The 24,019-nt window shown below is 71.6% G+C and carries 23 protein-coding genes and 3 pseudogenes; 16 read left to right on the forward strand and 10 right to left on the reverse strand.

Annotation, left to right across the window (positions count from 1 at the left end; translation table 11 throughout):
* Positions 1–93: 93 nt before the first annotated feature.
* Complete coding sequence (locus AB0M27_RS15315) at positions 94–813, forward strand: DUF1707 domain-containing protein (RefSeq protein WP_365721765.1); 720 nt, start codon at positions 94–96, stop codon at positions 811–813.
* A 175-nt stretch (positions 814–988) separates the two neighbouring features.
* On the forward strand, positions 989–1,366 hold the full coding sequence (locus tag AB0M27_RS15320) for a WhiB family transcriptional regulator (RefSeq protein WP_365721769.1): 378 nt from the start codon (positions 989–991) through the stop codon (positions 1,364–1,366).
* 126 nt (positions 1,367–1,492) lie between these two features.
* Here the strand turns inward: AB0M27_RS15320 and glpX are convergent, their stop codons facing one another.
* Positions 1,493–2,527 (reverse strand): class II fructose-bisphosphatase, encoded by a 1,035-nt coding sequence (gene glpX, locus AB0M27_RS15325; RefSeq protein ID WP_365721771.1) that lies wholly within the window; start codon positions 2,525–2,527, stop codon positions 1,493–1,495.
* 127 nt (positions 2,528–2,654) lie between these two features.
* Between glpX and AB0M27_RS15330 the strand changes: the two genes are divergently transcribed.
* Positions 2,655–3,182 (forward strand): DUF4245 domain-containing protein, encoded by a 528-nt coding sequence (locus tag AB0M27_RS15330; protein WP_365721773.1) that lies wholly within the window; start codon positions 2,655–2,657, stop codon positions 3,180–3,182.
* Positions 3,183–3,248: 66 nt separating this feature from the next.
* Here the strand turns inward: AB0M27_RS15330 and AB0M27_RS15335 are convergent, their stop codons facing one another.
* The 4 genes and pseudogenes from AB0M27_RS15335 to AB0M27_RS15350 form a co-directional block, all read right to left on the reverse strand.
* Positions 3,249–3,839, reverse strand: a complete 591-nt coding sequence (locus AB0M27_RS15335; protein WP_365721775.1) for a malonic semialdehyde reductase — start codon at positions 3,837–3,839, stop codon at positions 3,249–3,251.
* A 148-nt stretch (positions 3,840–3,987) separates the two neighbouring features.
* Positions 3,988–4,218, reverse strand: a complete 231-nt coding sequence (locus AB0M27_RS15340) for an exodeoxyribonuclease VII small subunit (protein ID WP_365721777.1) — start codon at positions 4,216–4,218, stop codon at positions 3,988–3,990.
* The gene (gene xseA, locus AB0M27_RS15345) at positions 4,215–5,423 is read right to left on the reverse strand and encodes an exodeoxyribonuclease VII large subunit (RefSeq protein WP_365721779.1); all 1,209 of its coding nucleotides are present in this window, start codon (positions 5,421–5,423) and stop codon (positions 4,215–4,217) included. The genes AB0M27_RS15340 and xseA overlap by 4 nt, the downstream gene beginning before the upstream one ends.
* A gap of 167 nt (positions 5,424–5,590) precedes the next feature.
* Positions 5,591–6,144: pseudogene (locus tag AB0M27_RS15350) on the reverse strand (amino acid permease); the annotation flags it as partial.
* A gap of 73 nt (positions 6,145–6,217) precedes the next feature.
* Between AB0M27_RS15350 and AB0M27_RS15355 the strand changes: the two are divergent.
* Together AB0M27_RS15355 and ppgK are read left to right on the forward strand one after the other, a co-directional pair.
* On the forward strand, positions 6,218–7,225 hold the full coding sequence (locus tag AB0M27_RS15355; protein ID WP_365721781.1) for a 4-hydroxy-3-methylbut-2-enyl diphosphate reductase: 1,008 nt from the start codon (positions 6,218–6,220) through the stop codon (positions 7,223–7,225).
* Between the two features lie 29 nt (positions 7,226–7,254).
* Complete coding sequence (gene ppgK, locus AB0M27_RS15360; protein ID WP_365721783.1) at positions 7,255–8,001, forward strand: polyphosphate--glucose phosphotransferase; 747 nt, start codon at positions 7,255–7,257, stop codon at positions 7,999–8,001.
* A 23-nt stretch (positions 8,002–8,024) separates the two neighbouring features.
* Here the strand turns inward: ppgK and AB0M27_RS15365 are convergent, their stop codons facing one another.
* Complete coding sequence (locus AB0M27_RS15365) at positions 8,025–8,579, reverse strand: DUF6542 domain-containing protein (protein WP_365721785.1); 555 nt, start codon at positions 8,577–8,579, stop codon at positions 8,025–8,027.
* A gap of 184 nt (positions 8,580–8,763) precedes the next feature.
* Between AB0M27_RS15365 and ychF the strand changes: the two genes are divergently transcribed.
* Complete coding sequence (ychF, locus tag AB0M27_RS15370) at positions 8,764–9,852, forward strand: redox-regulated ATPase YchF (RefSeq protein WP_365721787.1); 1,089 nt, start codon at positions 8,764–8,766, stop codon at positions 9,850–9,852.
* Between the two features lie 156 nt (positions 9,853–10,008).
* On the opposite strand, the pseudogene AB0M27_RS15375 reads toward ychF, so the two are convergent.
* Positions 10,009–10,204, reverse strand: a pseudogene (locus tag AB0M27_RS15375) (ATP-binding cassette domain-containing protein); the annotation flags it as partial.
* A 208-nt stretch (positions 10,205–10,412) separates the two neighbouring features.
* On the opposite strand from AB0M27_RS15375, the pseudogene AB0M27_RS15380 reads away from it, so the two are divergent.
* Positions 10,413–10,526 (forward strand): annotated as a pseudogene (locus AB0M27_RS15380) (MbtH family NRPS accessory protein); the annotation flags it as partial.
* On the opposite strand, the gene AB0M27_RS15385 reads toward AB0M27_RS15380, so the two are convergent.
* Positions 10,513–11,493: an SMP-30/gluconolactonase/LRE family protein gene (locus tag AB0M27_RS15385; RefSeq protein ID WP_365721789.1), complete on the reverse strand. Its 981-nt coding sequence runs from the start codon at positions 11,491–11,493 to the stop codon at positions 10,513–10,515. The pseudogene AB0M27_RS15380 and the gene AB0M27_RS15385 sit on opposite strands and share 14 nt — an antisense overlap.
* A 136-nt stretch (positions 11,494–11,629) precedes the next feature.
* Between AB0M27_RS15385 and AB0M27_RS15390 the strand changes: the two genes are divergently transcribed.
* Positions 11,630–12,070: a MarR family transcriptional regulator gene (locus tag AB0M27_RS15390; RefSeq protein ID WP_365721791.1), complete on the forward strand. Its 441-nt coding sequence runs from the start codon at positions 11,630–11,632 to the stop codon at positions 12,068–12,070.
* Here the strand turns inward: AB0M27_RS15390 and AB0M27_RS15395 are convergent.
* Positions 12,033–13,274, reverse strand: coding sequence for a serpin family protein (locus AB0M27_RS15395; protein WP_365721793.1), 1,242 nt, complete (start codon positions 13,272–13,274; stop codon positions 12,033–12,035). The genes AB0M27_RS15390 and AB0M27_RS15395 overlap by 38 nt on opposite strands.
* A gap of 110 nt (positions 13,275–13,384) precedes the next feature.
* On the opposite strand from AB0M27_RS15395, the gene AB0M27_RS15400 reads away from it, so the two are divergent.
* From AB0M27_RS15400 to AB0M27_RS15425, 6 genes are all read left to right on the forward strand, one after another.
* Positions 13,385–14,578 carry a DUF4190 domain-containing protein gene (locus AB0M27_RS15400; protein ID WP_365721795.1) on the forward strand — a complete coding sequence of 398 codons (1,194 nt, stop codon included), beginning with the start codon at positions 13,385–13,387 and terminating at the stop codon, positions 14,576–14,578.
* Between the two features lie 157 nt (positions 14,579–14,735).
* Positions 14,736–15,488 (forward strand): GntR family transcriptional regulator, encoded by a 753-nt coding sequence (locus tag AB0M27_RS15405; protein WP_365721797.1) that lies wholly within the window; start codon positions 14,736–14,738, stop codon positions 15,486–15,488.
* A 466-nt stretch (positions 15,489–15,954) separates the two neighbouring features.
* A complete protein-coding gene (locus AB0M27_RS15410) occupies positions 15,955–16,146 on the forward strand; it encodes an SPOR domain-containing protein (RefSeq protein WP_365721799.1) in 192 nt (63 codons plus the stop codon).
* Positions 16,147–16,203: 57 nt separating this feature from the next.
* Entirely contained in the window at positions 16,204–16,641 is a 438-nt protein-coding gene (locus AB0M27_RS15415) for a (deoxy)nucleoside triphosphate pyrophosphohydrolase (protein ID WP_365721948.1), read from the forward strand.
* 158 nt (positions 16,642–16,799) lie between these two features.
* Positions 16,800–17,234, forward strand: coding sequence for an ATP-binding protein (locus AB0M27_RS15420; protein ID WP_365721801.1), 435 nt, complete (start codon positions 16,800–16,802; stop codon positions 17,232–17,234).
* Positions 17,235–17,505: 271 nt separating this feature from the next.
* A complete protein-coding gene (locus tag AB0M27_RS15425) occupies positions 17,506–20,091 on the forward strand; it encodes a SpoIIE family protein phosphatase (RefSeq protein ID WP_365721803.1) in 2,586 nt (861 codons plus the stop codon).
* A gap of 15 nt (positions 20,092–20,106) precedes the next feature.
* On the opposite strand, the gene AB0M27_RS15430 is transcribed toward AB0M27_RS15425, so the two are convergent.
* Entirely contained in the window at positions 20,107–21,681 is a 1,575-nt protein-coding gene (locus AB0M27_RS15430) for a hypothetical protein (RefSeq protein ID WP_365721805.1), read from the reverse strand.
* A gap of 81 nt (positions 21,682–21,762) precedes the next feature.
* Here AB0M27_RS15430 and AB0M27_RS15435 point away from each other — a divergent pair, with 81 nt between their 5' ends.
* Together AB0M27_RS15435 and AB0M27_RS15440 are read left to right on the forward strand one after the other, a co-directional pair.
* Complete coding sequence (locus tag AB0M27_RS15435) at positions 21,763–23,022, forward strand: hypothetical protein (protein ID WP_365721807.1); 1,260 nt, start codon at positions 21,763–21,765, stop codon at positions 23,020–23,022.
* Positions 23,023–23,041: 19 nt separating this feature from the next.
* Complete coding sequence (locus AB0M27_RS15440; protein ID WP_365721809.1) at positions 23,042–24,019, forward strand: phosphotransferase; 978 nt, start codon at positions 23,042–23,044, stop codon at positions 24,017–24,019.

Consider the following 24,019-nt stretch of genomic DNA (forward strand, 5'->3'; position numbering starts at 1 on the left):
GACACGGAACCTGTGAGGTAAGGCTCAGTTCGACACGCCGAGGTTTTCCACAGCCCCTAGTCGCGATCTATCGCGTTTCGGTACGCTGCTCCCGTGGACCTTCAGAAGCACACCGAAGCACCTGTCGCCGAGCTGCGTGCCTCGGACGCCGACCGTGATCGCATCGCCGAGATTCTCCGCGAGGCCCTGGCCGAGGGGCGGCTGACCGCCGAGGAGCATGCCGAGCGGATCGAGGGCGTCCTCGCCGCCAAGACGGTGGGCGAGCTGGACGTCTTCATCCGGGACCTGCCCGCCGCCCACCAGCGCCCCGCCACCCCCGCCTACACTCCCGTGCCGCCCCGCCCCACCCCGGGCGCGATACCGCACGAGGCGGACGCCAACGTTGTCGCCGTCCTCAGCAGCGCCGTGCGCCGGGGCCGCTGGCGCGCCGGCCGCCGGATCCACGCGTTCTCGGTCTTCGGCAGCGTCGAGATCGACCTCAGCGAGGCGATCTTCGAGTACCAGCAGGTCGTGATCAAGGCCGTCTCCGTCTTCGGCGACGTCCAGATCCGCGTCCCAGAGAACGTGTCGCTGCGCGGCACCGGAGGCGGCGTGCTCGGCAACTTCGAGGTGGACACGCTGGACTCGGTCGAGTCCGACGCCCCGGTCGTCTACGTCGAGGGCTGGGCCGTACTCGGCAATATCGAGGCACACCCCAAGCGCGGCAAGCGCGTGGCGGACATCCTGGACCGGATGCAGAGCAAGGTCGACCGGAAGCTGGAGCGGGTCCAGGACAAGGTCGACCGGAAGCTGCGCAAACACCTGGGCCATTGACGGTCGCGAATCCGCCGGTGACCGGAAGGTTCCGCTCCTCCCGTACCGCCACGGCGGGGGCGTGAACGAGCCGCCCACGCGCCCGCGACTGGGGACGCTGTGCATAGGCGCGCGTACAGCGGGTAGGCCTTGCTGCATCGTCTCTCGCTCGCGAAGCCGTCGTCAGGAGTAGACCGTGCTGCAACCGCCGCATTCGTCCCTGCAGGTAGCTGCTCTTCCGGCGCCGCGGGTGCCAGCGCGGGACAGGGATCAAGACGCTCCCTGGCACACCGAGGCCGTGTGCCAGCGCGATGAGGCCGGCCTGTTCTTCGCCCCGTCGAAGGAGCCGACCGCCGCCCGGCTGTCCCGCGAGGAGGCGGCCAAGCGCGTCTGCGCCCGCTGCCCGGTGATGGTCGAGTGCCGCGAACACGCCCTTCTCCAGCCCGAGCCGTACGGCGTCTGGGGCGGCCTCACGGCAGCGGAACGCCGGGTGGTCCTGGCAAGGCGCCGCCGCAGGGAGATGGAACTGAAGAAGGCGGCAAGGGCGACGGCGGCCAACCGCATAGCGGGTTAGACACGGAAGAGGGGGGCGCCCCCGCCGCACCGGGGGCGCTTGTCCCTCAGGGGCGCGGGGAACCGTGCGAGCAACCACGGACGACCCGCGGTCGCCAACACCCCACGCGCCCCCTCGGATCAGGCGCTACTTGGCCCGATCGAAGTCGATCGCGCTGTAGGCCCGCAGCTTGCTGAGCCGGTGCTCGGAGTCGATCCGGCGAACCGTCCCGGACTTCGACCGCATCACGATCGACTCGGTCAGCGCGGTCTCCGACCGGTACCGGACACCCCGCAGCAGCTCACCGTCGGTGATACCAGTGGCCACGAAGAACACGTTCTCACCGGAGACCAGGTCATCCGTCGTGAGCACACGGTCGAGGTCGTGCCCGGCGTCTATGGCCCGCTGCCGCTCCTCGTCGTCCTTGGGCCACAGCTTGCCCTGGATGGTGCCGCCCAGGCACTTCACGGCGCAGGCCGAGATGATGCCCTCGGGCGTACCGCCGATGCCGAGCAGCAGGTCGACGCCCGTGCCCTCGCGCAGCGCGTAGATCGAGCCGGCCACGTCACCGTCGGAGATCAGCTTGATGCGCGCGCCGGCCTCCCGGACCTCCCTGATCAGACCCTCGTGCCGCGGCCGGTCGAGGATGACGACCGTGACGTCCTCCGGCGTGGCCTTCTTCGCCTTGGCGATCCGCTTGATGTTCACGGCCACGGGCGCGTCGATATCGACGAACTCGGCGGCCTCCGGGCCGGTGACCAGCTTGTCCATGTAGAACACGGCGGACGGGTCGAACATGGCGCCCCGCTCGGCCGCCGCGAGGACGGCGATCGCGTTCGGCATGCCCTTGGCCGTCAGCGTGGTGCCGTCGATCGGGTCGACCGCGATGTCGACCTCGGGACCGGTGCCGTCGCCCACGTGCTCCCCGTTGAAGAGCATCGGGGCCTCGTCCTTCTCGCCCTCGCCGATGACGACGACGCCGTTCATCGACACGGTGGAGACGAGTGAGCGCATGGCGCGCACCGCGGCACCGTCGGCGCCGTTCTTGTCGCCGCGCCCCACCCAGCGGCCGGCGGCCATGGCGGCGGCTTCGGTCACCCGGACGAGTTCCAGGGCGAGGTTGCGGTCGGGAGCCTCGGAGGGAACATCGAGCTCGGACGGCAGGTGATGATTTTCGGTCATCGGAGCGCACCTTTCTGATACGACGACGGCCGGATGAGGGTGTTGGTCCTGACTCTATCGTTAGGCAGACAAAATGAGCAGGGGGCCCCACGGATGAGCGCTTGGGGTACCTGCGACGATAGGGGGCGTGGCAGGTTCGAACGGCAAGCAGAAGACGGCCCGGGACATGATTCTTTCCCTGGCCCTGATCGGCATCGCGGCGGCGGTCGTCTACTTTTTCACCATCCCTCACGACGATCACGCTCCCGACCTCAAGCGGGTCGACTACCGGGTCGAACTGCTCACGGCCCGTCGCGCCGCGAGCTACCCGGTGGCCGCGCCCGAGGGCCTGCCGAGTGCCTGGAAGGCGACCTCCGTACGCTTCCAGGGCGAGAACGGCGACCGCTGGCATTTGGGCTTCCAGACCCCGGACAGCCAGTATGTGCAGATCGAGCAGTCCACGCAGAAGCGCGCCGACTTCATCGACGAGGCCAGCCAGGGCGGGGCGGCGACGAAGCACACCGAGCCGATCGACGGCCGTACCTGGACCCGCTACACCGGCGGCCGTTACGACGCCCTCGTGCTGAACGGCACGCCCGGCTCCACCACGGTGGTGGCCGGCACGGTGTCCTTCGCGGAGCTGACGAAGTTCGCGGCGGCCCTGAAGCTGCAGTGAGTCACGCATGACGTGCGAAAGAGGCCCCCGGCGGTGCCGGGGGCCTCTTCGTGTGTCCGGTGGGGCTCAGACGGTCGTGACGACGTCCTCGTACCCCAGGCGCGGCGAGCGCGGGAACCAGGCGTCCGGGCCCGGCTTGCCGATGTTGACCACCATCAGCGGGGTGTGGTCGTCGTCCAGGAACTCCTTGCGGATGCCCTCGAAGTCGAGGCCGGTCATCGGGCCGGCGGCGAGGCCCGCGGCACGGACGCCGATGATGAAGTAGGCGGCCTGCAGGGAGGCGTTCAGACCGGCGGCGCCCTCACGGGCCGGACGCTCGCTGAAGAAGACGTCCTTGGCCTGCGGGAAGTGCGGGAAGAGGGCCGGCAGCTCCTCGTGGAACTCGTTGTCCGCGGAGAGGATCGCGACCAGCGGGGCCGTGGCCGTCTTCGGCTGGTTGCCCTCGGCCATGTGCTGCACAAGGCGCTCACGGGCCTCGGGGGAGCGGACCAGGGTGATGCGCAGCGGGGACTGGTTGAAGGCGGTGGGGCCGTACTTGACCAGGTCGTAGATCGCCTGGACCTGCTCGTCGGTCACCGGCTCGTCGGTGAAGGTGTTCGCGGTGCGGGCCTCGCGGAACAGCAGGTCCTGGGCGGCGGGGTCAAGAACGAGAGACATACGTGAACTTCCTAGGTGACGCCTTGGTCCGACGTACCGGACCGCAGTCCGGATCGGCTGACAGGGATGACCCTACGGCAATGAAGTTCAACCTTCAACAATGGTCAGGGTGCGGTGACCCGCTTCACAGGGCGCAACGGGCGGACGCCTAGTCGGCGTCCGCCTCCTCTTCCGCCTCCTCCTCGGCAAGTGCCGCGTCCAGCCGCGCCCGCGCCCCCTCCAGCCAGCGCCGGCACACCTTGGCCAGCTCCTCGCCGCGCTCCCACAGGGCCAGGGACTCCTCGAGCGTCGTACCGCCCGCCTCCAGGCGACGTACGACCTCGATCAACTCGTCCCGCGCCTGCTCGTACGAGAGCGCCTCGTCCACCTTGCCGGTCATTCGCCTACCTTCACTGTGAATTCGCCGTCGGCGACGCGGGCCCGGAGCGCCTCGCCCTCCGTCACCTCGTCCGGGCCGCGTACCACGTGCCCGTCCGTCTTCTGCAGCACCGCGTAGCCGCGCTTGAGTGTCGCCGCAGGGGAGAGGGCCACCACGCGCGCGTGCGTGTGCGTCAGCTCCGAGTCCGCGCGGTCGAGGAGATGGCCGAGGGTCCGCCGGCCGCGCTCGACGAGGGAGGCCACGTGGTCGGCGCGCTCGTCGATCATCCGGTGCGGATCCTCTATCGAGGGGCGGGCCAGCGCGTGCGCCAGCCCGCGCTCCTCCCGTTCGACGGACGCGTTCATACAGCGCCGGGCCCGGTCCCGCAGCATCCGCACCCGCTCGAACTCCTCACCCACGTCCGGCACGACCTTCTTGGCCGCGTCGGTGGGGGTGGAGGCGCGCAGGTCGGCGACGTGGTCCAGCAGCGGGTTGTCGGGCTCGTGCCCGATGGCGGACACGACGGGCGTACGGCACTCGGCCACGGCCCGTACGAGCTGCTCGTCGGAGAAGGGCAACAGGTCCTCCACGCTGCCGCCGCCCCGCGCGACGATGATGACGTCGACGTCCTCGATCTCGTCCAGCTCCTTGACGGCCTGCACGACCTGCGGGACGGCGTGCACGCCCTGCACCGGGACGTTGCGCACCTCGAAGCGGACGGCGGGCCAGCGGTGGCGGGCGTTCTCCAGCACGTCCCGCTCCGCGGCGGAGGCGCGACCGCAGACGAGGCCGATCAGCTGCGGCAGAAAGGGCAGCGGCTTCTTCCGCTCCGGCGCGAACAGCCCCTCGGCCGCGAGCGCCTTCTTCAGCTGCTCCAGCCGCGCCAGCAGCTCACCGACACCGACGGGCCTTATCTCGGCAGCCCGAAGGGACAGCTGCCCGCGCGGGGCATACCACTCCGGCTTCGCCAGTACGACGACCCGGGCGCCCTCCCCGACAACATCGGCGACGGCGTCGAACACCTGCCGGTAGCAGGTCACGCTCACGGAGATGTCGTACGACGGATCCCGCAGCGTCAGGAACACGACCCCGGCGCCGGGCCGCCGCGACAACTGCGTGATCTGTCCCTCGACCCACACCGCACCGAGCCGATCGATCCACCCCCCGATCAGCCGGGAGACCTCGCCCACGGGCAGGGGGGCTTCGGGGGTGGTTTTCGCAGCCATGCGGTTGAGGGTAACGGGGGGACCGACAGCACGGGGACGCGCCGCTGGACTTGCGGTCGTATGCCGGGTGGGGCTGCGTCGTTGCTGGTCGCCCACGCGGCGGAGCCGCATGTCGGTACGGCCCCGCGCCCCTTCGGGGCGCTCGGCTGCTCAAGCGGCCGCACCCGCCCCCGCCGCCCCACCAGCACCAGCGCCCCCACGCCCAGCCACACGATCTCCGTGGCCAGCACCAGGAAACCCACGAGCGCCGCAGCCCGTACGCCCCACAGGTTCAGCAGGGTGGTGACGACGGCGGCCAGCACGGTCCACACCCAGCGGGACACCTGAGGGACCAGCGCGTTCATCGTGATCCCGGAGAAGGGGTAGGCCACCGCCGGGATGAGGACGTAGTCCGGCATCGCCATCCAGCCGCGATGAACCCGGCCTCCATGCCGAGCCCCACGCGCGCGTAGGCGAACACCGACCCCGCCTGCGGTACCACCCGCACCATCTGCGCGTAGCCGAAAGCGGTGAAGGCCATGGCGACCGTCGCCACCATGTACACCAGCGCCACCGCCCCGTGCGACCTGGCGTCCAGCGTGCCGTGGATGCCGACCGGCGCCACGGGGGCGATGAAGTACAGTCCGTAGACCACGAGGTCCCGGAAGCCGAGGCTGCGCCGCAGCCGGTGGTGCCGGTCGGTCGGGGACGGTGACGGCGTCGCCGTATCCGGGTCGGACATGGCAGACAGTGTCCCCGCGCGGCAGTGGGCACGCGATCCCGGCGCCGCCGAACGCACCCTTACGATGGGACTCATGACCGCTTCGTCTGGCCGCCGTGTCTTGCTCGCCGCCCCCCGGGGCTACTGCGCCGGTGTGGACCGCGCCGTGATCGCCGTCGAGAAGGCCCTGGAGCAGTACGGGGCCCCGATCTACGTCCGGCACGAGATCGTCCACAACAAGTACGTCGTGCAGACCCTGGAGAAGAAGGGCGCCGTCTTCGTCGAGCGGACCGAGGAGGTGCCGCCCGGCAACATCGTCATGTTCTCGGCGCACGGCGTCGCCCCGGTCGTGCACGAGGAGGCCGAGCAGGGCCGCCTCGCCACCATCGACGCCACCTGCCCCCTGGTCACCAAGGTCCACAAGGAAGCCGTCCGCTACGCCAAGGAGGACTACGACATCCTCCTGATCGGCCACGAGGGCCACGAGGAGGTCATCGGCACCTCCGGCGAGGCCCCCGACCACATCCAGCTGGTCGACGGCCCCGGCGACGTCGACAAGGTCGAGGTCCGCGATCCTTCGAAGGTCGTCTGGCTGTCCCAGACCACCCTGTCCGTCGACGAGACCATGGAGACCGTCGACGCCCTGAAGACGAAGTTCCCGGGCCTGGTCTCCCCGCCCAGCGACGACATCTGCTACGCCACGCAGAACCGTCAGCTCGCCGTGAAGCAGATGGGCGCCGAGGCCGAGCTGGTCATCGTCGTCGGCTCGCGCAACTCCTCCAACTCCAAGCGGCTGGTCGAGGTCGCCAAGCTCGCCGGCGCCCGCGAGGCCTACCTCGTGGACTTCGCCGGCGAGATCGACGAGGCATGGCTGGAGGGCGTGACGACCGTCGGCGTCACCTCCGGCGCCTCCGTCCCCGAGCTGCTGGTCGAGCAGGTGCTGGAATGGCTCGGCGAGCGCGGCTACGGCGACGTGGAGATCGTCAAGGCGGCCGAGGAGTCCATCACGTTCTCCCTGCCCAAGGAGCTCCGCCGCGACCTTCGCGAGGAGGCCGCCACCCTGGTCGCGGAGCGTGGCGGCAGGGGCGCCTCCGAGGAGTGACTGTCAGTCGTCCGTCGTAACGTGGTGCCATGCAGATCTTCGGCGTGGACATCGGCGGCTCCGGCATCAAGGGCGCCCCTGTGGACCTGGACAGGGGCGACCTCGCCCAGGAGCGCTGCAAGGTGCTCACCCCGCACCCGGCGACGCCGGACGGCGTGGCCGACGGGGTCAAGCAGGTCATCGACCACTTCGGCTGGGCCGGCCCCGTCGGACTGACCTTCCCCGGAGTGGTCACCGGCGGCGCCACGGTCCGTACGGCGGCGAACGTCGACCGGAGCTGGGTCGACACCGACGCGCGCGCGTTGTTCAGCGGCAAGCTGGGCGGCCTGCCGGTGACGGTCGTCAACGACGCGGACGCGGCGGGCGTCGCCGAGATGCAGTTCGGCGCCGGCCGGGACCGCAGGGGCACGGTCATCCTGCTCACCTTCGGCACCGGCATCGGCAGCGCCGTCTTCGTGGACGGCGTCCTCGTCCCGAACACGGAACTGGGCCACCTGGAGCTCGAAGGCCACGACGCCGAGCGGCGGGCCTCCAGCAAGGCCAAGGAGGACCACGAGCTGACCTGGGAGCACTGGGCGCGCCGCGTCCAGAAGTACCTGGCGCATGTGGAGATGCTGTTCACGCCCGAGCTGTTCATCATCGGCGGCGGAGTCAGCCGCAAGGCCGACAAGTTCCTCCGCTTCATCGACGGCATCAAGGCCGAGATCGTCCCCGCGCAGCTGCAGAACAACGCGGGGATCGTGGGGGCGGCGATGAGAGCGGCCCAGGAGAGATGACCGGGGGCGGCCGGGGCGTTGCCTCAGGTCCGCCGCCGACGCTGTCGTACCCACCGCACCCGGCGTACCAGCACGATCACCCCGGCGACCAGCGTCCCCCCGTACAGCCAGCCCGCCTGGGTGGCGAGGCCGGTGAACAGGCCCATCAGTCGGCCGAGCAGCCCCCCGCCGCCGTCGGCGACGGGGAACAGCCCCACGGCGAACGCGATCGGTACGACCACGGGGGCGGTCAGTACGTCCCCGGCCCGCACCCACAGCGCGGTCAGGCCGCACACCGGCAGGAACAGCACGCCGTAGACGGTCATGGCCCCGCCGAACAGCAGCGCGTCCAGGCAGCCGAGCAGGAACATCACCAGGACGCAGAACAGTCCGCCGCCGAGCCCGGTGAGCCGCGGCATCGGCCGGGCGGCGGCCCCTGCCTGCCGGGCGCCGCGCTCCTGCCGCCGCGCCCCCTGCCCCTGGCCCGGCCTGCGCTCGCCGTCGGCGCCGCGCCGGGCCTGCGGGGGCAGGCGCGCGGGCTGGTGCGGCGTGCCGCGTCGCGGTCCGTCGTTCGGGGGGCGCGTCCTGTGTTGCTCCACTGGACCAACTTAGGTCTGTTTATGTGCCGAATAGCCCATCAGACACGCCGGTGGGAAGAGCTTGGGCAGGCGTTCGAAGCTCCCTCGAGCCGCCTGCCGCGGACGCCGTAGACTGGTGGATCGGCCAGTGTCGGTTTCTGGCCCCTGGCAGCCCCTGGCCCACTCATCTACGGGAAGTCGCAACGTGTCGCTCACGATCGGAATCGTCGGCCTGCCCAATGTCGGCAAGTCGACCCTGTTCAACGCCCTGACCAAGAACGACGTGCTGGCGGCCAACTACCCGTTCGCCACGATCGAGCCCAACGTCGGCGTGGTCGGCGTTCCCGACGGCCGGCTGGCCGAGCTGGCCTCGATCTTCGGCTCGGAGCGCATCCTTCCGGCCACGGTCGACTTCGTCGACATCGCCGGTATCGTGCGCGGCGCCTCCGAGGGTGAGGGCCTGGGCAACAAGTTCCTCGCGAACATCCGTGAGTCCGACGCGATCTGCCAGGTCATCCGCGCCTTCAAGGACGAGAACGTCGTGCACGTCGACGGCAAGGTCTCGCCGAAGGACGACATCGAGACGATCAACACCGAGCTGATCCTCGCCGACCTCCAGACCATCGAGAAGGTCCTTCCGCGCCTCCAGAAGGAGTCCCGCATCAAGAAGGACGTGGCCCCGAAGGTCAAGGCGGTCGAGGAGGCCAAGGAGATCCTGGAGAAGGGCGACACGCTCTTCGCGCACGGCATCGTCCAGGGCACCGAGCGCAACGAACTCCTCCACGACCTGCACCTGCTCACCACCAAGCCCTTCCTCTACGTCTTCAACGTCGACGAGGACGAACTGATCGACGAGGACTTCAAGAACGAGCAGCGCGCCCTGGTCGCCCCCGCCGAGGCGATCTTCCTCAACGCCAAGCTGGAGGCGGACCTCGCCGAGCTGGACGAGGAGGAGGCCCTGGAGCTGCTGGAGTCCGTCGGCCAGCACGAGCCCGGCCTCGCCACCCTGGCCCGCGTCGGCTTCGACACCCTCGGCCTGCAGACCTACCTCACGGCCGGCCCCAAGGAGTCCCGCGCCTGGACCATCAAGAAGGGCGCCACGGCCCCCGAGGCGGCCGGCGTGATCCACACCGACTTCCAGAAGGGCTTCATCAAGGCCGAGGTCATCTCCTTCGCCGACCTGGTCGAAACGGGCTCGGTCGCCGAGGCCCGCGCCAAGGGCAAGGCGCGCATGGAGGGCAAGGACTATGTGATGCAGGACGGGGACGTGGTGGAGTTCCGGTTCAACGTTTAGCCGCGATTCCACCACGTCGTTTTTGCCAAATGCGCAGGTCAGGAAGGGTCCGACTTATCGGAGTCGGACCTCCTGTTTCCCGCGCTGGGATGGTGTCAGGATGTCCGACGCGCCATCACCACTTGTCCCCGCCCTCCGGGCCGGGTCGGCGTCGGCCAGCATCACCTGCCCGCTGTCCACCCGGTCCGGTCCGGCGGCACACTGCAGCAGCGTCGGCTTGCCGGACCCGGACGGGCCCATGATGGCTGTGAACGTGCCGGCGCGGAAGGACGGGCTGACTCCGTCGAGCGCGGTCACCTGGTGCTCGCCGCTTCCGTATTTCTTGTGCGCGGGCGGTCACGCTGACGACCACGCGGCCGCCCTCCGCTCCGCCGGAGGGAGACGGCGTTCGTCCACTCTTGTTCAGGAACACTCTCCGGCCTTTTCGTTGGGGGGATGCGACGCGCCATGCCAACGCTGGGACCGCGTCCGGCGACGGAGCCTCAGGGTCGTTCCTGAGATCGACCCTGAGATCGACCCTGACCGGGCCCGTGTAGAGGCCGCGTACAACCGCGTCTAGCAAGGTCGTGCTCGACGACGAGGAGCAGTACTCGATCTGGCCCGCCGACCGAACGGGGCCAGACACTGGTGCCCGCGAGCTGATCCTCCGGCCCTGGACGCTCACATCCCCGTAACCCGCGCCACCGTGAACGGCGTGGTCGGCGTCCCCGGACCCATCGGGCCGCCCTTGTCGAACTGGGAGCGGACGACGAGGAGGGCGCCGGGTGTGTGGGCCAGGGTGGTGGGGATCTGGAGGGTAGGGGTGGTCAGGGTCCGCATCAGGCGGGCCTCGGCGCCGTCGGGCGAGAGGTGCCAGCGGGTCAGGGTGTTGGTCTTGTTGTGGGCCACCCACAGAGTGCGCTGGGACAGCTCCAGGCCGTCGCCGTTCACCAAGTCACCCCCATGCAGGGTGACTTGGCGAACCGATCCGTCGGCCACGGCGACCCGGTACAGGCCGCCGCCGGTCATGTCGACCACGAACAGCAGGCGTCCGGTGGGGTCGGCGACGATGCCGTTGAGGGTGTAGGCGTTCGGCGAGTGCGGGGGCACCGCCCCGCTCAGGTCGAAGTGAGCGACCAGCGGCGCGCGGCCACCGCGCGCCACCTCGACGGGGGTGACCCGGTAGATCACCGGACGCACACTGTCGGTGGCGTACGCCGTGCCGTCCGCGGTGACGACGAGGTCGTTGACGAAGCGCTGATCACCCTCCGGTACCTCGAAGCGGGCCAGTAGGGAGCGGTCGCGCAGGTCGTAGACGTCGATTCCGGCGGTGTGGTCGATGACCCACAGACGGCCCGCCCGGTCGGCCTTCAGCCCGTTGGCCGTCGTACGGCCGTCCGTGCCGGCCGGCAGGAAGACGTCGGAGGTGCGGCTGCCGACGGCGGCCCGGTAGACCGCGCCGGTCGTGAAGGAGCCGACGTACGCGTCGCCCGTGCGCGGGTCGAGGGCGATGCCCTCGGGGTAGGCCCGGCCGTCCGGGAGGGTGAAGGCGGTCGAGACGCGGGGTGGGCCGGTGGCCGCGGTCGCCCGGGGTGCGGCGAGGGCCACGGCCGCCGCGGTGGCGCCGGTCAGGAAGGTACGACGGTGGATCGAACGGGACACGACGGTGCCTCTCGGTTCGGCTACTCACTCTGGGATGTGTGCAAAGTTATATTAGAGCTCTAATGATCGCCAGTGTATTAATCATCATCAGAATGCGAATCTTCGCTCAAGCATTAATCTGGGCCGGGTGACCTCCATGCCCGCTTCCGAGCGCCTCGGCTCCCACCTCAAGCGGGCCGAGCAGGCCCTCAACGCCACGAAGACCGCGGTCCTCAAGCCCGCGGGCCTGACCGTCGCCCAGTACGCCGCGCTGCTCCACCTCGCCGACAACCCCGGCATCTCCGCCGCGGCGCTGGCCCGGCTGTGCGGGGTCACCCCGCCGACCATGAACACGGTCCTGAAGAACCTCCAGGACCGCGCTCTGATCACGCGCAGCCCGCATGAGTGGCACAAGAACGTCCTGGAGACCCGCCTCACGGACGAGGGCCGCGCCGTCATGGCCGAGGCCGACACGGCCGCCGTACGCGTCGAACGGGCCCTCGCCGCCGAGTTCACCGACGCCGAGCGCGAGGCCCTGACCGGGCTGCTCGCCCGGTGTGTCAGAGTCCTGGAGGAACAGCGCCCGGGAAGTTCATGACGGGCTCCGGCGCCGGATCCGTCACCCAGCCCGCCATCAGCACCAGCCGGGACTCGCGGTCGACGGCGAGGAAGCCGAAGGGGCGGTCGAGGACGGCCCGGACGACCGTGGTCTCGTAGCGGTACTGGGGCGGGGCGCTGCCCGGCGCCGCCATCACCGCCGTCACGGCGGCCGCCCGGAAGCCCAGCGGACCGAACTGCGCCAGCGCCGACTGGCGGGCCGCGCCGATGGCGAGCGGGTAGTCGCTGACCCCCGGGAAGTGACCGACTCCGGCATCGGCCGCCGCCGTCAGGCCGAACAGCCCTGCCAGAGCGAGCAGATCGTGGTCGGCGCGTACCTCGTACGCCACCGTCCGCACATCCAGCGTCAGCGGCGTCGGCTCGACGGCCGGCTGCTGCTCCACGTACAGGCCCGGGCCCACGTGCCCGTGCGGCAGCGAGCCGCCCCCGGTCAGCGGCAGCGCCCGCTCCACGATCCCGACCCCGGCCGTCAGCACCTGACCCGGGGTCATGCGCTCCTCGCCGAGCACCAGGTGGACGTCGATGCCGTTGTCGCCGGGCACCGTCAGCGCCGTGACGAAGCCGTCCGGGGTGCCCGCCACCCCCACCCGGTCCGGACGGACGCTACGCCGGTACAGCCCGCGCAGCGTACGGCCCTGCCAGGGGCCGGAGCCGGGCCGCAGCGGCAGCTCGGTGAACGGCTGCCGCCAGGTCGTGCGCAGCGCCAGGGCACTGGCCAGCACCATCCGCGCGTCCCGGGTCAGCGTCACCGGCATCCGCTCCACCAGCCCGCCGGTCCGCTCGGCCGCCCAGGCGTCCAGCCGCTCCTGCGCGGTGACGAGGTCGTCCCCGAACACCCCGTACGTCCCGGCCGGCAGCCCGGCCCGCCACTCTTCCCGCAGGGTGAGCGCTTGGCGCGTCCACAGGCCGAGCGCCGCGTCCAGCCCCGACACGGACTGCACCGCCGCCAGCAACTCCCGAGCGGCACCGGCCGCCTGATCCGCCGACAGGCCGAGGGCCCCGGTCAGCTCCGCCCGTGCCGGGCCCGTCGCACCGTCCGCCAGGAAGGCCAGCAGCGGCCACACCCCGGCCGCCGAGAAGACCGTGCCGTTCTGCGCTGTCTCCGCCCACCGCGCGGTGAGCCCGTTCACCGCTCGGACGACCTCGCCGCCCACCCGGCTCCCGGTATGGGTGTCCACCCTCATTCCGCCCCCGTTCGTGCCTCGACTACCATCCGCCCAGTCGTACGTCAGCCCGCACACCGGCTGTTCACCGGTCCCGCGCTGCCACCGCCCGCCACAGGAGCACGCTACCGGTGCCCATAGCCCCGCCTTCCGGACCCCACCAGCCAGAAGACCCGTATCAGCCACCCTGGCCGTACCCGCAGGGCCCGTACGCCCCGCCGTCCCACACCGGGCAGCCGGGCGGCCCGCAGGGGCTGCCGCCGTACCGGCCGTGGGCGCAGGGCTACAGCCCCTTCAACCACCCGGCGCCCGTCAACGGCCTCGCCATCGCCTCCCTCGTGCTCGGCGTGCTGTGCTTCCTGCCGGGCGTGGGCCTGGTGCTCGGGCTGGTCGCGCTGCGGCAGATCCGCCGGCGCGGCGAGCGCGGCACCGGGCTCGCCGTCGGCGGCGCGGTGCTGTCCGGTATCGGACTGGTGCTGTGGGCGCTGTTCCTCATCTCCGGTGGCGCGTCGGATTTCTGGCAGGGGTTCAAGGGCGGCGCACACGGCGGCGTGAGCATCTCGCCGGCCAAGGGTGAGTGCTTCAACGCGCCCGGCGGCGCGCTGCGCGGCGCGGCCGACGACCTCGACGAGGTGCCCTGCGCCGGCGCGCACGACGGTGAGGTGTTCGCGTCCTTCCGGCTCACCGGCCGTGGCTATCCCGGCGACGTGAGGATCACCGACACCGCCGACGAGCGCTGCTGGGGCCTGCGGGACAGCTACGCGATGGACGGCTGGGCGGTGCCGGACGGCGTCGACGTGTACTACCTGACGCCGACCGAGGACAGCTGGGCCACCGGGGACCGCGAGGTCACCTGCGTGTTCGCCGGCACCGACGAGGGCGGTCGGCTGACCGGCTCGCTGCGCAACGACGAGACCGTCCTCGACGCCGACCAGGTGGCCTATCTGAAGGCCGCGCACGTCCTCAACGTCGCGCTGGCGAGCGCCCCCGACGCGGAGTACGTGGAGGACGACCTGCCCGGCCACAAGCGCTGGGCGGACCGGGTCGCGTCCGCACTGGGCGAGCAGGCCCGGATGCTGCGGGCGCACGACTGGCCCGCCGGCTCCCGGCGCCAGGTCATCGCCCTGGCCGCCGACCTCGACACGGCGCGGGCGGAGTGGACGAAGGTGGCCGGGGCGCCGGACGCGGACGCCTACTTCGACCACTACGAGACCGCCCTCGGGCTGATCGAGCCGCACCGGGCGGTCACCGTGCGGAAGGCTCTGGGGCTGGCCACGGCCCCGCCGCAGGGCGACGACGGTGCCGACACCGGCGTCCAGGTGTGAGCGGGCTGTGCGAGCGCATTTATAGAGAGAAAGTGCCTGCGTAAAGCCCTCCCGCACCCCACGTCATCACATCGGGTGATTCTCTGGCCTTTGCTTGCGCGGCACAACCCACGGTTGCCACGCTGTTGCTGTCTGTACAATCGGATGGGAGCGGCCAGTGACTTTCGGTGAGCAGCCGGCGTACCTGCGTGTCGCGGGTGATCTCCGCAAGAAGATCGTCGACGGATCGCTGCCGCCCCACACGCGCCTGCCCTCCCAGGCCCGCATCCGCGAGGAGTACGGCGTCTCGGACACCGTCGCGCTGGAGGCTCGCAAGGTGCTGATGGCCGAGGGCCTGGTCGAGGGCCGCTCCGGTTCGGGGACCTACGTCCGCGAGCGCCCGGTGCCGCGCCGCGTGGCCCGCTCCGGATACCGCCCGTCCGGCGGTGCCACGCCCTTCCGGCAGGAGCAGGCCGACGCCTCGGTGCGCGGCACCTGGGAGTCCAGCAGTGAACAGACCGAGGCCGGGTCCGCCATCGCCGACCGGCTGGGCCTCCAGGTCGGGGACCGGGTCATGCGCACCAAGTACCTGTTCCGGGAGGCCGGCGAGCCGATGATGCTCTCCACCTCCTGGGAGCCCCTCGCCGTCACCGGCCGCACCCCCGTGATGCTGCCCGAGGAGGGACCGCTCGGCGGCATGGGTGTGGTCGAGCGCATGCACGCCATCGACGTCATCGTGGACAACGTCACCGAGGAGGTCGGCGCCCGCCCCGGCCTCGCGGAGGAACTCCATGTGCTCGGGGGAGTTCCCGGACATGTGGTGATGGTCGTTCAGCGTACGTACTACGCGTCTGGTCGGGCGGTGGAGACGGCGGATGTGGTGATTCCGGCGGATCGGTATCGGGTGGCTTATCACTTGCCTGTTCGGTGAGAACAAAGCTGCCAAAACACTCCATGAGCCCACGCCCACCACGGCCCGCCACGCCTCCGCCCCACCGCGCCCCCACCACGATCACCGAACCGACCCCGATGCGCGCCCCCTTGCGTGAGGTAGCGCACACCCCTGCACGTCCCAGCGGCGTAGGACCGGGCGCGCGGCCTCCGGTCGCAGGTGACCCGACGCCGCAATCCGGCCGTTTTCCCAGGTGACCAGGGGTCACACGGATATGCCCCCGACTCGGGACAGGGGCGCTCACGACGGCGCGTTCGTTTCCGTGCGCCCCCTGTGTTCTGGCTGGTTGCATACCTCTTTGTGAAAAGACGTATTCGCTGCGTGAAGGTTGGGCGTACGCTCGGGCATATGCGTAGTGCGGTTTCCTTAGGCGGGGCGCGGCGGGGGCCCGGGAGAGGAAGCGGGTGGGGTGGTGCGAGAAGGGGCGACGCGGGCGGTGGGGGCCATGAGTGAGGGGACGGTCTCCCTGCCCTGGATCGTGATACGGCAGGACGACAACGGCAATCGCTACCGCGTCGGCCGGTACGCGACCCGCGCCGAGGCCCAGAGGATCGCCGACAGTCTCGACGACCGGGGACACAAACAGGTCTACCGGGTCGAGCGCATCGGCCAGAACGGGGACGGCACCCGCAACTGACCTCGTGGGCCCTCCCGTAGGCTCCGCCCCATGACGCCCATGACACCCGGCACACCCATGACGGACCGGATCGTGGTGGTGGGGGCCGCCCTGCTCGACGGCGGCCGGCTGCTCGCCGCGCGCCGCAGCGCACCCGCCGACCTGGCCGGACGCTGGGAGTTGCCCGGCGGCAAGGTCGAGCCGGGCGAGCGGCCCGAGGACGCCCTGGTGCGTGAACTGCGCGAGGAACTCGGCATCGAGGCCGAGGCGGTCGGGCGCGTGCCCGGGCAGTGGCCGCTGCGGGCGCCGTACGTCCTGCAGGTGTGGACCGCCCGCCTGCGCCCCGGCTCACCCGCGCCGAGGCCGCTCCAGGACCATGACGAGCTGCGCTGGCTGACCCCGGGCCGGATCTGGGAGGTGGACTGGCTCGACCAGGACGTCCCGGCGGTCCGGGAGGTGGCTGCCCGATGGGGCGCGGAACCGCAGCCCCGGACTTGGGGGAGCGACCGGCCCTGACGGAGCCGCACTCGCACGACAGCCGCACCACCCGAGCTCTCAGGCGCGCGGCTGTCCAAACGGAGCGCCCCTACGCCGTTCGTGCCACTGTGCGCCCTCCCGCACGGTACTGCCCCTTGGATATCGGGTATGGGCCCATTAACCCCACGAAACCGGACATGGGTGGGGGCTCGCTGGCCTGGGAAGTGATCGGCGTGATCGACACCGAAGGCGACTGCGCCGAGTGGACCTTTCCCGCGGAGCCGGGTGCTGTGCGCACCGCACGCGCCGCGGTCCGCGGCCAGTTGCACGGCTGGAACCTCGACTGCCTCGCCGACCTGGCCGCCTTGCTGGTCAGCGAGTTGGTCACCAACTCGCTGCGGCATGCCACCGGCCCGATCGGCGTACGGCTCGTCCGTCCCGTCGGGCTGGACGACGCGCTGCTGGTGGAGGTCTCCGACCCGCTGCCCGACCTGCCGCGCGAACGTGTCGCCCGCGAAGAGGACGAGAGCGGGCGCGGGCTCCAACTGGTCGCCGGCTCCTCGCGCCGCTGGGGCACCCGCCCCGGCGTGAGCGGAAAGACCGTCTGGTTCGAACTGGCGGTGCCGGGGTGAGCCGGAAGCATCCGGGGAGCACGCGGGTGTACAGCCGGCGGGGACGCGTCCATCGTGCGCCGCGGGTGCGCGGCCGGCTCCGGGGCGCGTGATTCGAGGGCGTGTTCCCTGGTTAGAAGAGTGGAAGTGTTGTCACGGACCGGTCCGAAAAACATCTGGACCGAGCTGTGATCGTGAACACCGTGTCGTGCGGCGCCGTAGTGCTGGATACTGCGGGCAGCCGCTGTCGGTGACCGGTGCCGGGCGCGGTGAGCTGGAGGGGACGGTTCGCGTGAGCGAGATACCAGCGAAGGCCACGGAGTCCGAGGACCCGTCGGACGGCGCGATGAACCAGGCCGCGGAGGCAGCCGCAGCCGGAGACGCCATGTGGCAGAGCAGTCCGCCCGGTTCCATGTACGACTACATCAAGGTCGCTTCCTTCTCCATCAGTCCCGGCGGGCTGGTCGACCAGTGGAGCCTGCGCGCCGAGCAGCTCTTCGGCGTCCCCGCCGCACGCGCCGTCGGCATGGACCCGATAGCGGCCTTCATCGACCCCGATCTGCGCGAGCGCGGCCAGCGCAAGATGGCCGAAATCCTCGACGGGCGGGAGTGGACCGGAGTTGTGCCCTTCCGGATGCCGGACAAGACGGACGGCGGGCGCGGCGAGGAGGGCCTGGCCGAGGTCTACGTCATGCCCACCCGGACCGCCGAGGGCGACAAGGCCGCCGTGTGCATCGTCGTGGACGTCCGTACCCTGCGCAGCATCGAGACCGATCTGGCCGCGTCGCAGGCCATTTTCGGTCAATCCCCGTTCGGATTCCTGCTGATCGACACCGATCTGAGGGTCCGTCGGGCCAATGAGCGGTTCGCCTCCATCTTCGGCGGAACCCCTGACGACCACCGGGGCAAGGGAGTTCACGACTATCTGCCGCGCGGTGAGGCCGAGCGGGTTTCGGCCACCCTGCGGCGGGTGCTGGAGACCGGCCAGTCCATCACCGACATGCATGTCACCGGCCACGTCCCCGGCTCCGAGGAGCGCCGGCACTGGTCCGTCAACCTCTACCGCGTGCACAGCGGCAGCGGCCGGCCCATCGGCATCGCCTGGCTCGGCACCGACATCACCTCGCGCCGGGCCGCCGCTCGCGAGGCCGCCGCCGCCCGGCGCAACCTCGCGCTGCTCAACGAGGCCGGCGCCCGCATAGGGAACTCCCTCGACCTGGAGACCACGGCCCGGGAACTCCTCGACGTCGTCGTCCCCGGTTTCTGCGACCTCGCCACCGTCGACCTCTACCAGGGCCTGCTCACCGGCGACGAGACCCCGCCCGGACTCGTCGACGGCAGCGCCGAACTGCGCCGCGTCGCCTTCGCGAGCGCCGTCTCCGGCGCCCCCTTCGCCGTCTCCGGCGAGCCTGTCGAGGTCGGCGCGGTCCACCACTTCCCCTTCAACTCGCCCTGCGCGGACGCCCTGCGCACCGCCCGGCCGCAAGCCGTGCCCCCCGAGGAGGGCGGCCTCGTGCAGTCGACGCTCGCCGTGCCGATGGTCGCCCACGACACGGTCGTCGGCCTCGCCCAGTTCGCCCGCGCCAAGGGCAGCGAGCCGTTCGGCGACCGGGACCGGGACCTGGCGGTGGAACTGGCCGCGCGCGCCGCGGTCTGCATCGACAACGCGCGCCTGTACCGCCGGGAGCACGAGCGGGCGCTGATACTGCAACGCTCGCTGCTGCCGCCAGGTGACCCCGAGGCCTCCGGACTGGACATCGCCTGCCGCTATCTGCCCGGCAACGCGGCGACCGAGGTGGGCGGCGACTGGTTCGACGTGATCGAACTGCCGGGCCACCGTACGGCGTTGGTGGTGGGCGACGTGATGGGGCGCGGGCTTCGGGCGGCTGTCGCGATGGGCGAACTCCGCACCGCCGTACGAACGTTGGCGCTGTTGGATCTCGAACCGGCCGAGGTGCTCTCCGCGCTGGACGAGATCGCGCGGGGGCTGGGGACCCCGGGGGGCGTGCAGCAGGCGACCCGTACGGCCCGTCAGCCGCGCGACGCCGACCTCTCCGAGGTCTACCTCGCGACCTGCGTCTACGCCGTGTACGACTCCGTCACCAGACGATGTACGTTCGCCAACGCCGGCCATCTGCCGCCGGTGCTGGTCGAGCCCGGTGAGCCGGCCCTGATGCTGGACGTGCCGCCCGGCATGCCGCTCGGGGTGGGCGGCGAGCCGTTCGAGGAGGTCGAGGTCGAGCTGCCGGAGGGCGCGCTGCTGGCGCTCTACACGGACGGCCTGGTCGAGTCCCGGGACCATCCGCTGGACGAGGGCCTGCAGGCGTTCGTCGGCGCGCTCACCGACCCCTCCCGCCCGCTGGAGGACGTCTGCGACCACGTCCTCAACACCCTCGACACCCACCACGGCGAGGACGACATCGCGCTGCTGATGGCCCGGGTGCAGGGGCTGCCGGCCGAGTCCGTCGGCGACTGGACGCTGCCGCGCGAGCCGCGGAGTGTGGGGCGGGCGCGGGAGTACGCCCGGGGACAGCTGCTGAGCTGGGACCTGGAACCGCTCGTCGACACGACCGAACTGCTCGTCAGCGAGCTGGTGACCAACGCGCTGCGGTACGGCGAGGGGGAGATACGGCTACGGCTGCTGCTGGACCGCACGCTGGTCTGCGAGGTGTGGGACTCGGGGCTGGTCCAGCCCCGGCGCCGGCGGGCCCGGGACACCGACGAGGGGGGCCGGGGGCTGCAGCTGGTGGGGTTGCTGAGTGCGGCGTGGGGCTCGCGCCGGACGCCTCGCGGCAAGACGGTGTGGTTCGAGTTGCCGTTGCCCGGGGGAGAGGCAGGCCTCACCGACCCGGCGGAGGCCTTGCTGAGCCTCTTCTGACCCACCCGCCGTTGGCTAGGCCGGTGCCGAGAAGCGGTGGCGGCCCCGCGTCTGCGGTCCTCCGTAGCTCGCCGGTGGCCCCCCGTCCGGGTCCTCTGCCAGGAGGACTCCGCCCAGGACCGCGGCGGCCAGACCCGGGGCGTCTCCGTCGGCGCTCGTGTGCGGGTTGCCGTGGGCCCGTACGTTCCGTTCGGCCAGCTCCCGGGCCTCGCGGGCCAAGGCGTCGGCCTGGCCGGCGTGGTCCGCGCCCAGTTCGCGTGCCGCCTCCGCCAGGCGGACCCGCGCTTCCGGGCCCACCGCGCCCCGGTGCACCGTGACGAAGTCCTCCGCCCCGGCGACGGAACTCCTCGCCACGAGCAGCGCCGCGGCGGACGGCGCACCGGCGTGGCCCGTCTCCAGCCGCTCCACCGCCCGCGCGATCCGGCGCAGGGCGTCCAGCGGGTCGTACGAGCCCGCCGTCAGCTGCTCCCGTACGGCGGCCAGCACGGCGTCCGCGTGGGCCAGCCGGGCGTGCAGCTCACCGCTGGTCAGATGACCCGGCACGCCCCCTTTCCGGACCGCCGCGATCTCCGCCTCCGCGCCGGTCAGGGCGGCCGGCACCAGTTCCGCCGCCTCCCGTAGCTCCGCGGCGAGCCGCTCCACCCCGGTGACCAGGACATCGGCCTGGGCCACCGCGCCCTCGGCGGCGCGCAGCCGCCCGGCGGCCCGCACGTCGCCGCCCGCGTCGGCCTCCTGTCGGGCCTCGTTGAGCCGCGTGGTGGCGAACACCAGCCGGTCCTTGGCCTGTTCCAGATACCCGGTGACGGGCGCGACGGCCGCGGGCGTGCAGCGGTCGTGCAGGGCGGTCAGGGTGTCCTCGGCGGTCAGCGTCCGCCCCGTCAGCTCCCGGAACCGCCCCTCGGTGACCGCCAGCGCCCCGGCCAGCCCCGGCCCCTCCAGCTCCCGCAGCCCATCCAGGGCGGGGGCCACCGCATCCAGCCGGCGTCCCGCCTCCGCGCACCGGCCGACCACGCCGACCAGCGCCTGCCGCCGGGCCGCGTCGTCCCCCGGCACCCCCTGCTCGTACCGCCGCCAGATCGCGCACGCGGCCGCCAGTTCGGTCTCGGCGGCCCGCAGCGCATGGACGAAGGGCTCGGTCTCGGTCTCCGCGAAGTGCGCCTGGACGAAGGAGAGTTCATCCCGACTCGTGCGCACACAGTCGTCGGCCAGGACCAGCGCGGCGCGCGCCTGACGCTCGGTGTCGGTCGGCGTGGGCGCGGGCGGGGCGGCGGAGACGATCCCGGGGGTCGTACGGGTACGGGCGCGGCGGGTGCGGCGCAGGTAGCTGTATCCGGCCAGCCCCACGGCGGCGACCACCGCGATCAGGGGCAGCACGAGGTCGGTGGTGGACGTCTCGTCCTGCTGCGGCGCGGCGGCGCTCGCTGCGGTGCCGGTGGGCGCCACGGGAACCGGATCTTGCGCACCGACCGTCATCACCGGCAACACCAGCCACCCGGTCCCGACCACGACACCGAGCAGGGCATGCGCCACCCGCACCCATATGTGCGCCTTGGCGCGCCGAGGCCGGCCACGGATCAGGGAGGACGTCACATTTCGGAGCGTATGGGCAGGTAGACGCCTTCGCGAGCGGGACGGATACGGGTGGGGGACGGGATGGGCAGGGGGTCAGGAATGGACACCAGAGGCAGCGACCGCGCGACGACCGACGGAGCCATGGCGGACGGGGAGGGAATGGGCGGGGAAGCGGGCGAGCTCACACCGCGACGGCCTGAGGCCTCCGACGCCGAGGACGCCCCACAGGGCCCGTCCGCACCCGACGCCGAGGAGACCCTCGAGAACCCATCCGCACCCGACCCCGAGAACGCCCCACCGAACCCACCCGCACCAGACGACGAAAGCCGCCCCGCCGATCCGAGCCGGAAACGCAGATGGCCTCGCACCCTGAGGCGCACCGCGCTCGCCCTCGTCCTCCTCCTGCTCCTCCCCACCCTCGCCGCGGAGACCGCGCTCCGCCTCAACTGCACCGGCACCCCCGACCACGGCACGTACACCCGAAACCGTGACGCCATCTGGCTCGGCCACGCCTGGGTCGACGGCCGCAAGACCGACGCCGACGTCACCGCCCTGGTCAGCCGCCTGCGCGACACCGGCATCCGCGACCTGTACGTCCACGCGGGCCCGCTGGAACACGACGGCACGCTCCCGGAGTCGGCGTACCCCAAGGCGCGTTGGCTGATCAGGACCCTGCACGGCAGAGCGCCGCGTATCCGCGTCCAGGCCTGGCTCGGCGACGAGGTGGCCCCCGAGAAGCCGTACGCCATGCACCTGGAGCGCCCCGCGACCCGCTCCGCCGTGGTCGGGTCCACCCGTCACATCCTGGACGCCGGCTTCCAGGGCGCCCACTTCGACCTGGAGCCCCTGCACTCCGGTGACCGGAACTACCTCGCTCTCCTGGACGCCCTGCACGGTGTCACCCGCGCCCGCCACGCCCTGCTCTCCGTCGCCGCCCACCAGATCGATCCGCTCCCGGCCCTCCACTCCGTGTGGGGTACGGTCACCGGCCATCCCAAGTGGTGGTCGCAGGCCTACTTCGGGCAGGTCGCGCGCCGCGTCGACCAGATCGCGGTGATGTCGTACGACACCATGCAGCCGTTGCAGAGCCTGTACGGCGGCTATGTCGCCCAGCAGACCTCGCTGGCCCTGGAGGTCACCCCCGAGTCCACCGACCTCCTCATGGGCCTGCCCTTCTACCACGAGAACCGCTTCGGCCACTGGGCCCACGCCGAGACCGTCCCGGCGGCCGTGCGCGGGGTCCGCCTCGGTCTGTCCCGCACCGACAAGGACCGGGCCCGCTTCGGCGTCGCCCTCTACGTCGACTTCGCGGCCACCGAGGCGGACTGGACGGCCTATCGGGAAGACTGGGTCCGGTGAATCGGGAAGACTGGGTCCGGTGACCGGAACACGACAGCACAGGACCGTCGCCGTCCTCACCCCGCTCGCCCGTGCCGCCCTGGGCCGGCACCGTGCGCTCACGGCCGTCACCCGGCTGCGCGGCGGCTCCAAGAAGGGTGTCTACCGGCTCCGCCTCGACGACGGCGGCACCGCGATCGCCTACGTCTGGTCGCCGGACGAGGACTACTGGGACCAGCCGGACGCCGACCCCCGCGACCCCTTCTCGCACGCCTCCGGACTCGATCTGTTCACCGCCTCCCACGACCGTCTCATGGCCGCCGGCGTCCGCACCCCGCGCCTGCTCCACGTGGACCCCGAAGCGGCCGCGGCCGTGGTCGAGGACCTGCCCGGCGGCAGCCTGGAGGCGGCCCTGCGCCGGGACCCGGACGCCGCGGGCCCGGCGCTGCGGGAGTTCGCCGAGGCCCTGCGGACCCTGCGCGGCTGCCGCTCCGCCGGCTACGGGAAGGTCGCGCTGGTCGACGGCGGCGGCACCTCCTACGGCGCCTCCTGCGCCGGGCTCGTCAGCGACCGGGCCCTGTCCGACATCGCCGAGACCGCCGTACGCGACCCGCGGGTCGCCGCCGCCCGGGAGCAGCTGGAGGACGCCGTGCGCCGCCTCGCCGACCGGGTCCGTCCGCGCACCGCCGGTCACACCCTCGTCCATGGGGAACTCGGCCCGGATCACGTCCTGTTGGACGCCGACGGCCGTCCCGCCTTGATCGACATCGAAGGGCTGATGTACTTCGACGCCGAGTGGGAGCACGTCTTTCTGCGGCTGCGCTTCGGGCCGCACTACGACGCCCTGCGCGACGGCGGCCTGGACGAGGACCGGCTGCGGCTGTACCGGCTGGCCATGCACCTCAACCTCGTCGCCGGTCCGCTGCGGCTGCTCGACGGCGACTTTCCCTTTGCGGAATCCATGCGCGGGATCGCGGAGTACAACCTGGCCGAGGCCCTGGCTCTGGTGGGAGCATGA

Origin of the sequence: Streptomyces sp. NPDC052107, from assembly GCF_040680215.1 — a bacterium.
Lineage (GTDB): Bacteria > Actinomycetota > Actinomycetes > Streptomycetales > Streptomycetaceae > Streptomyces.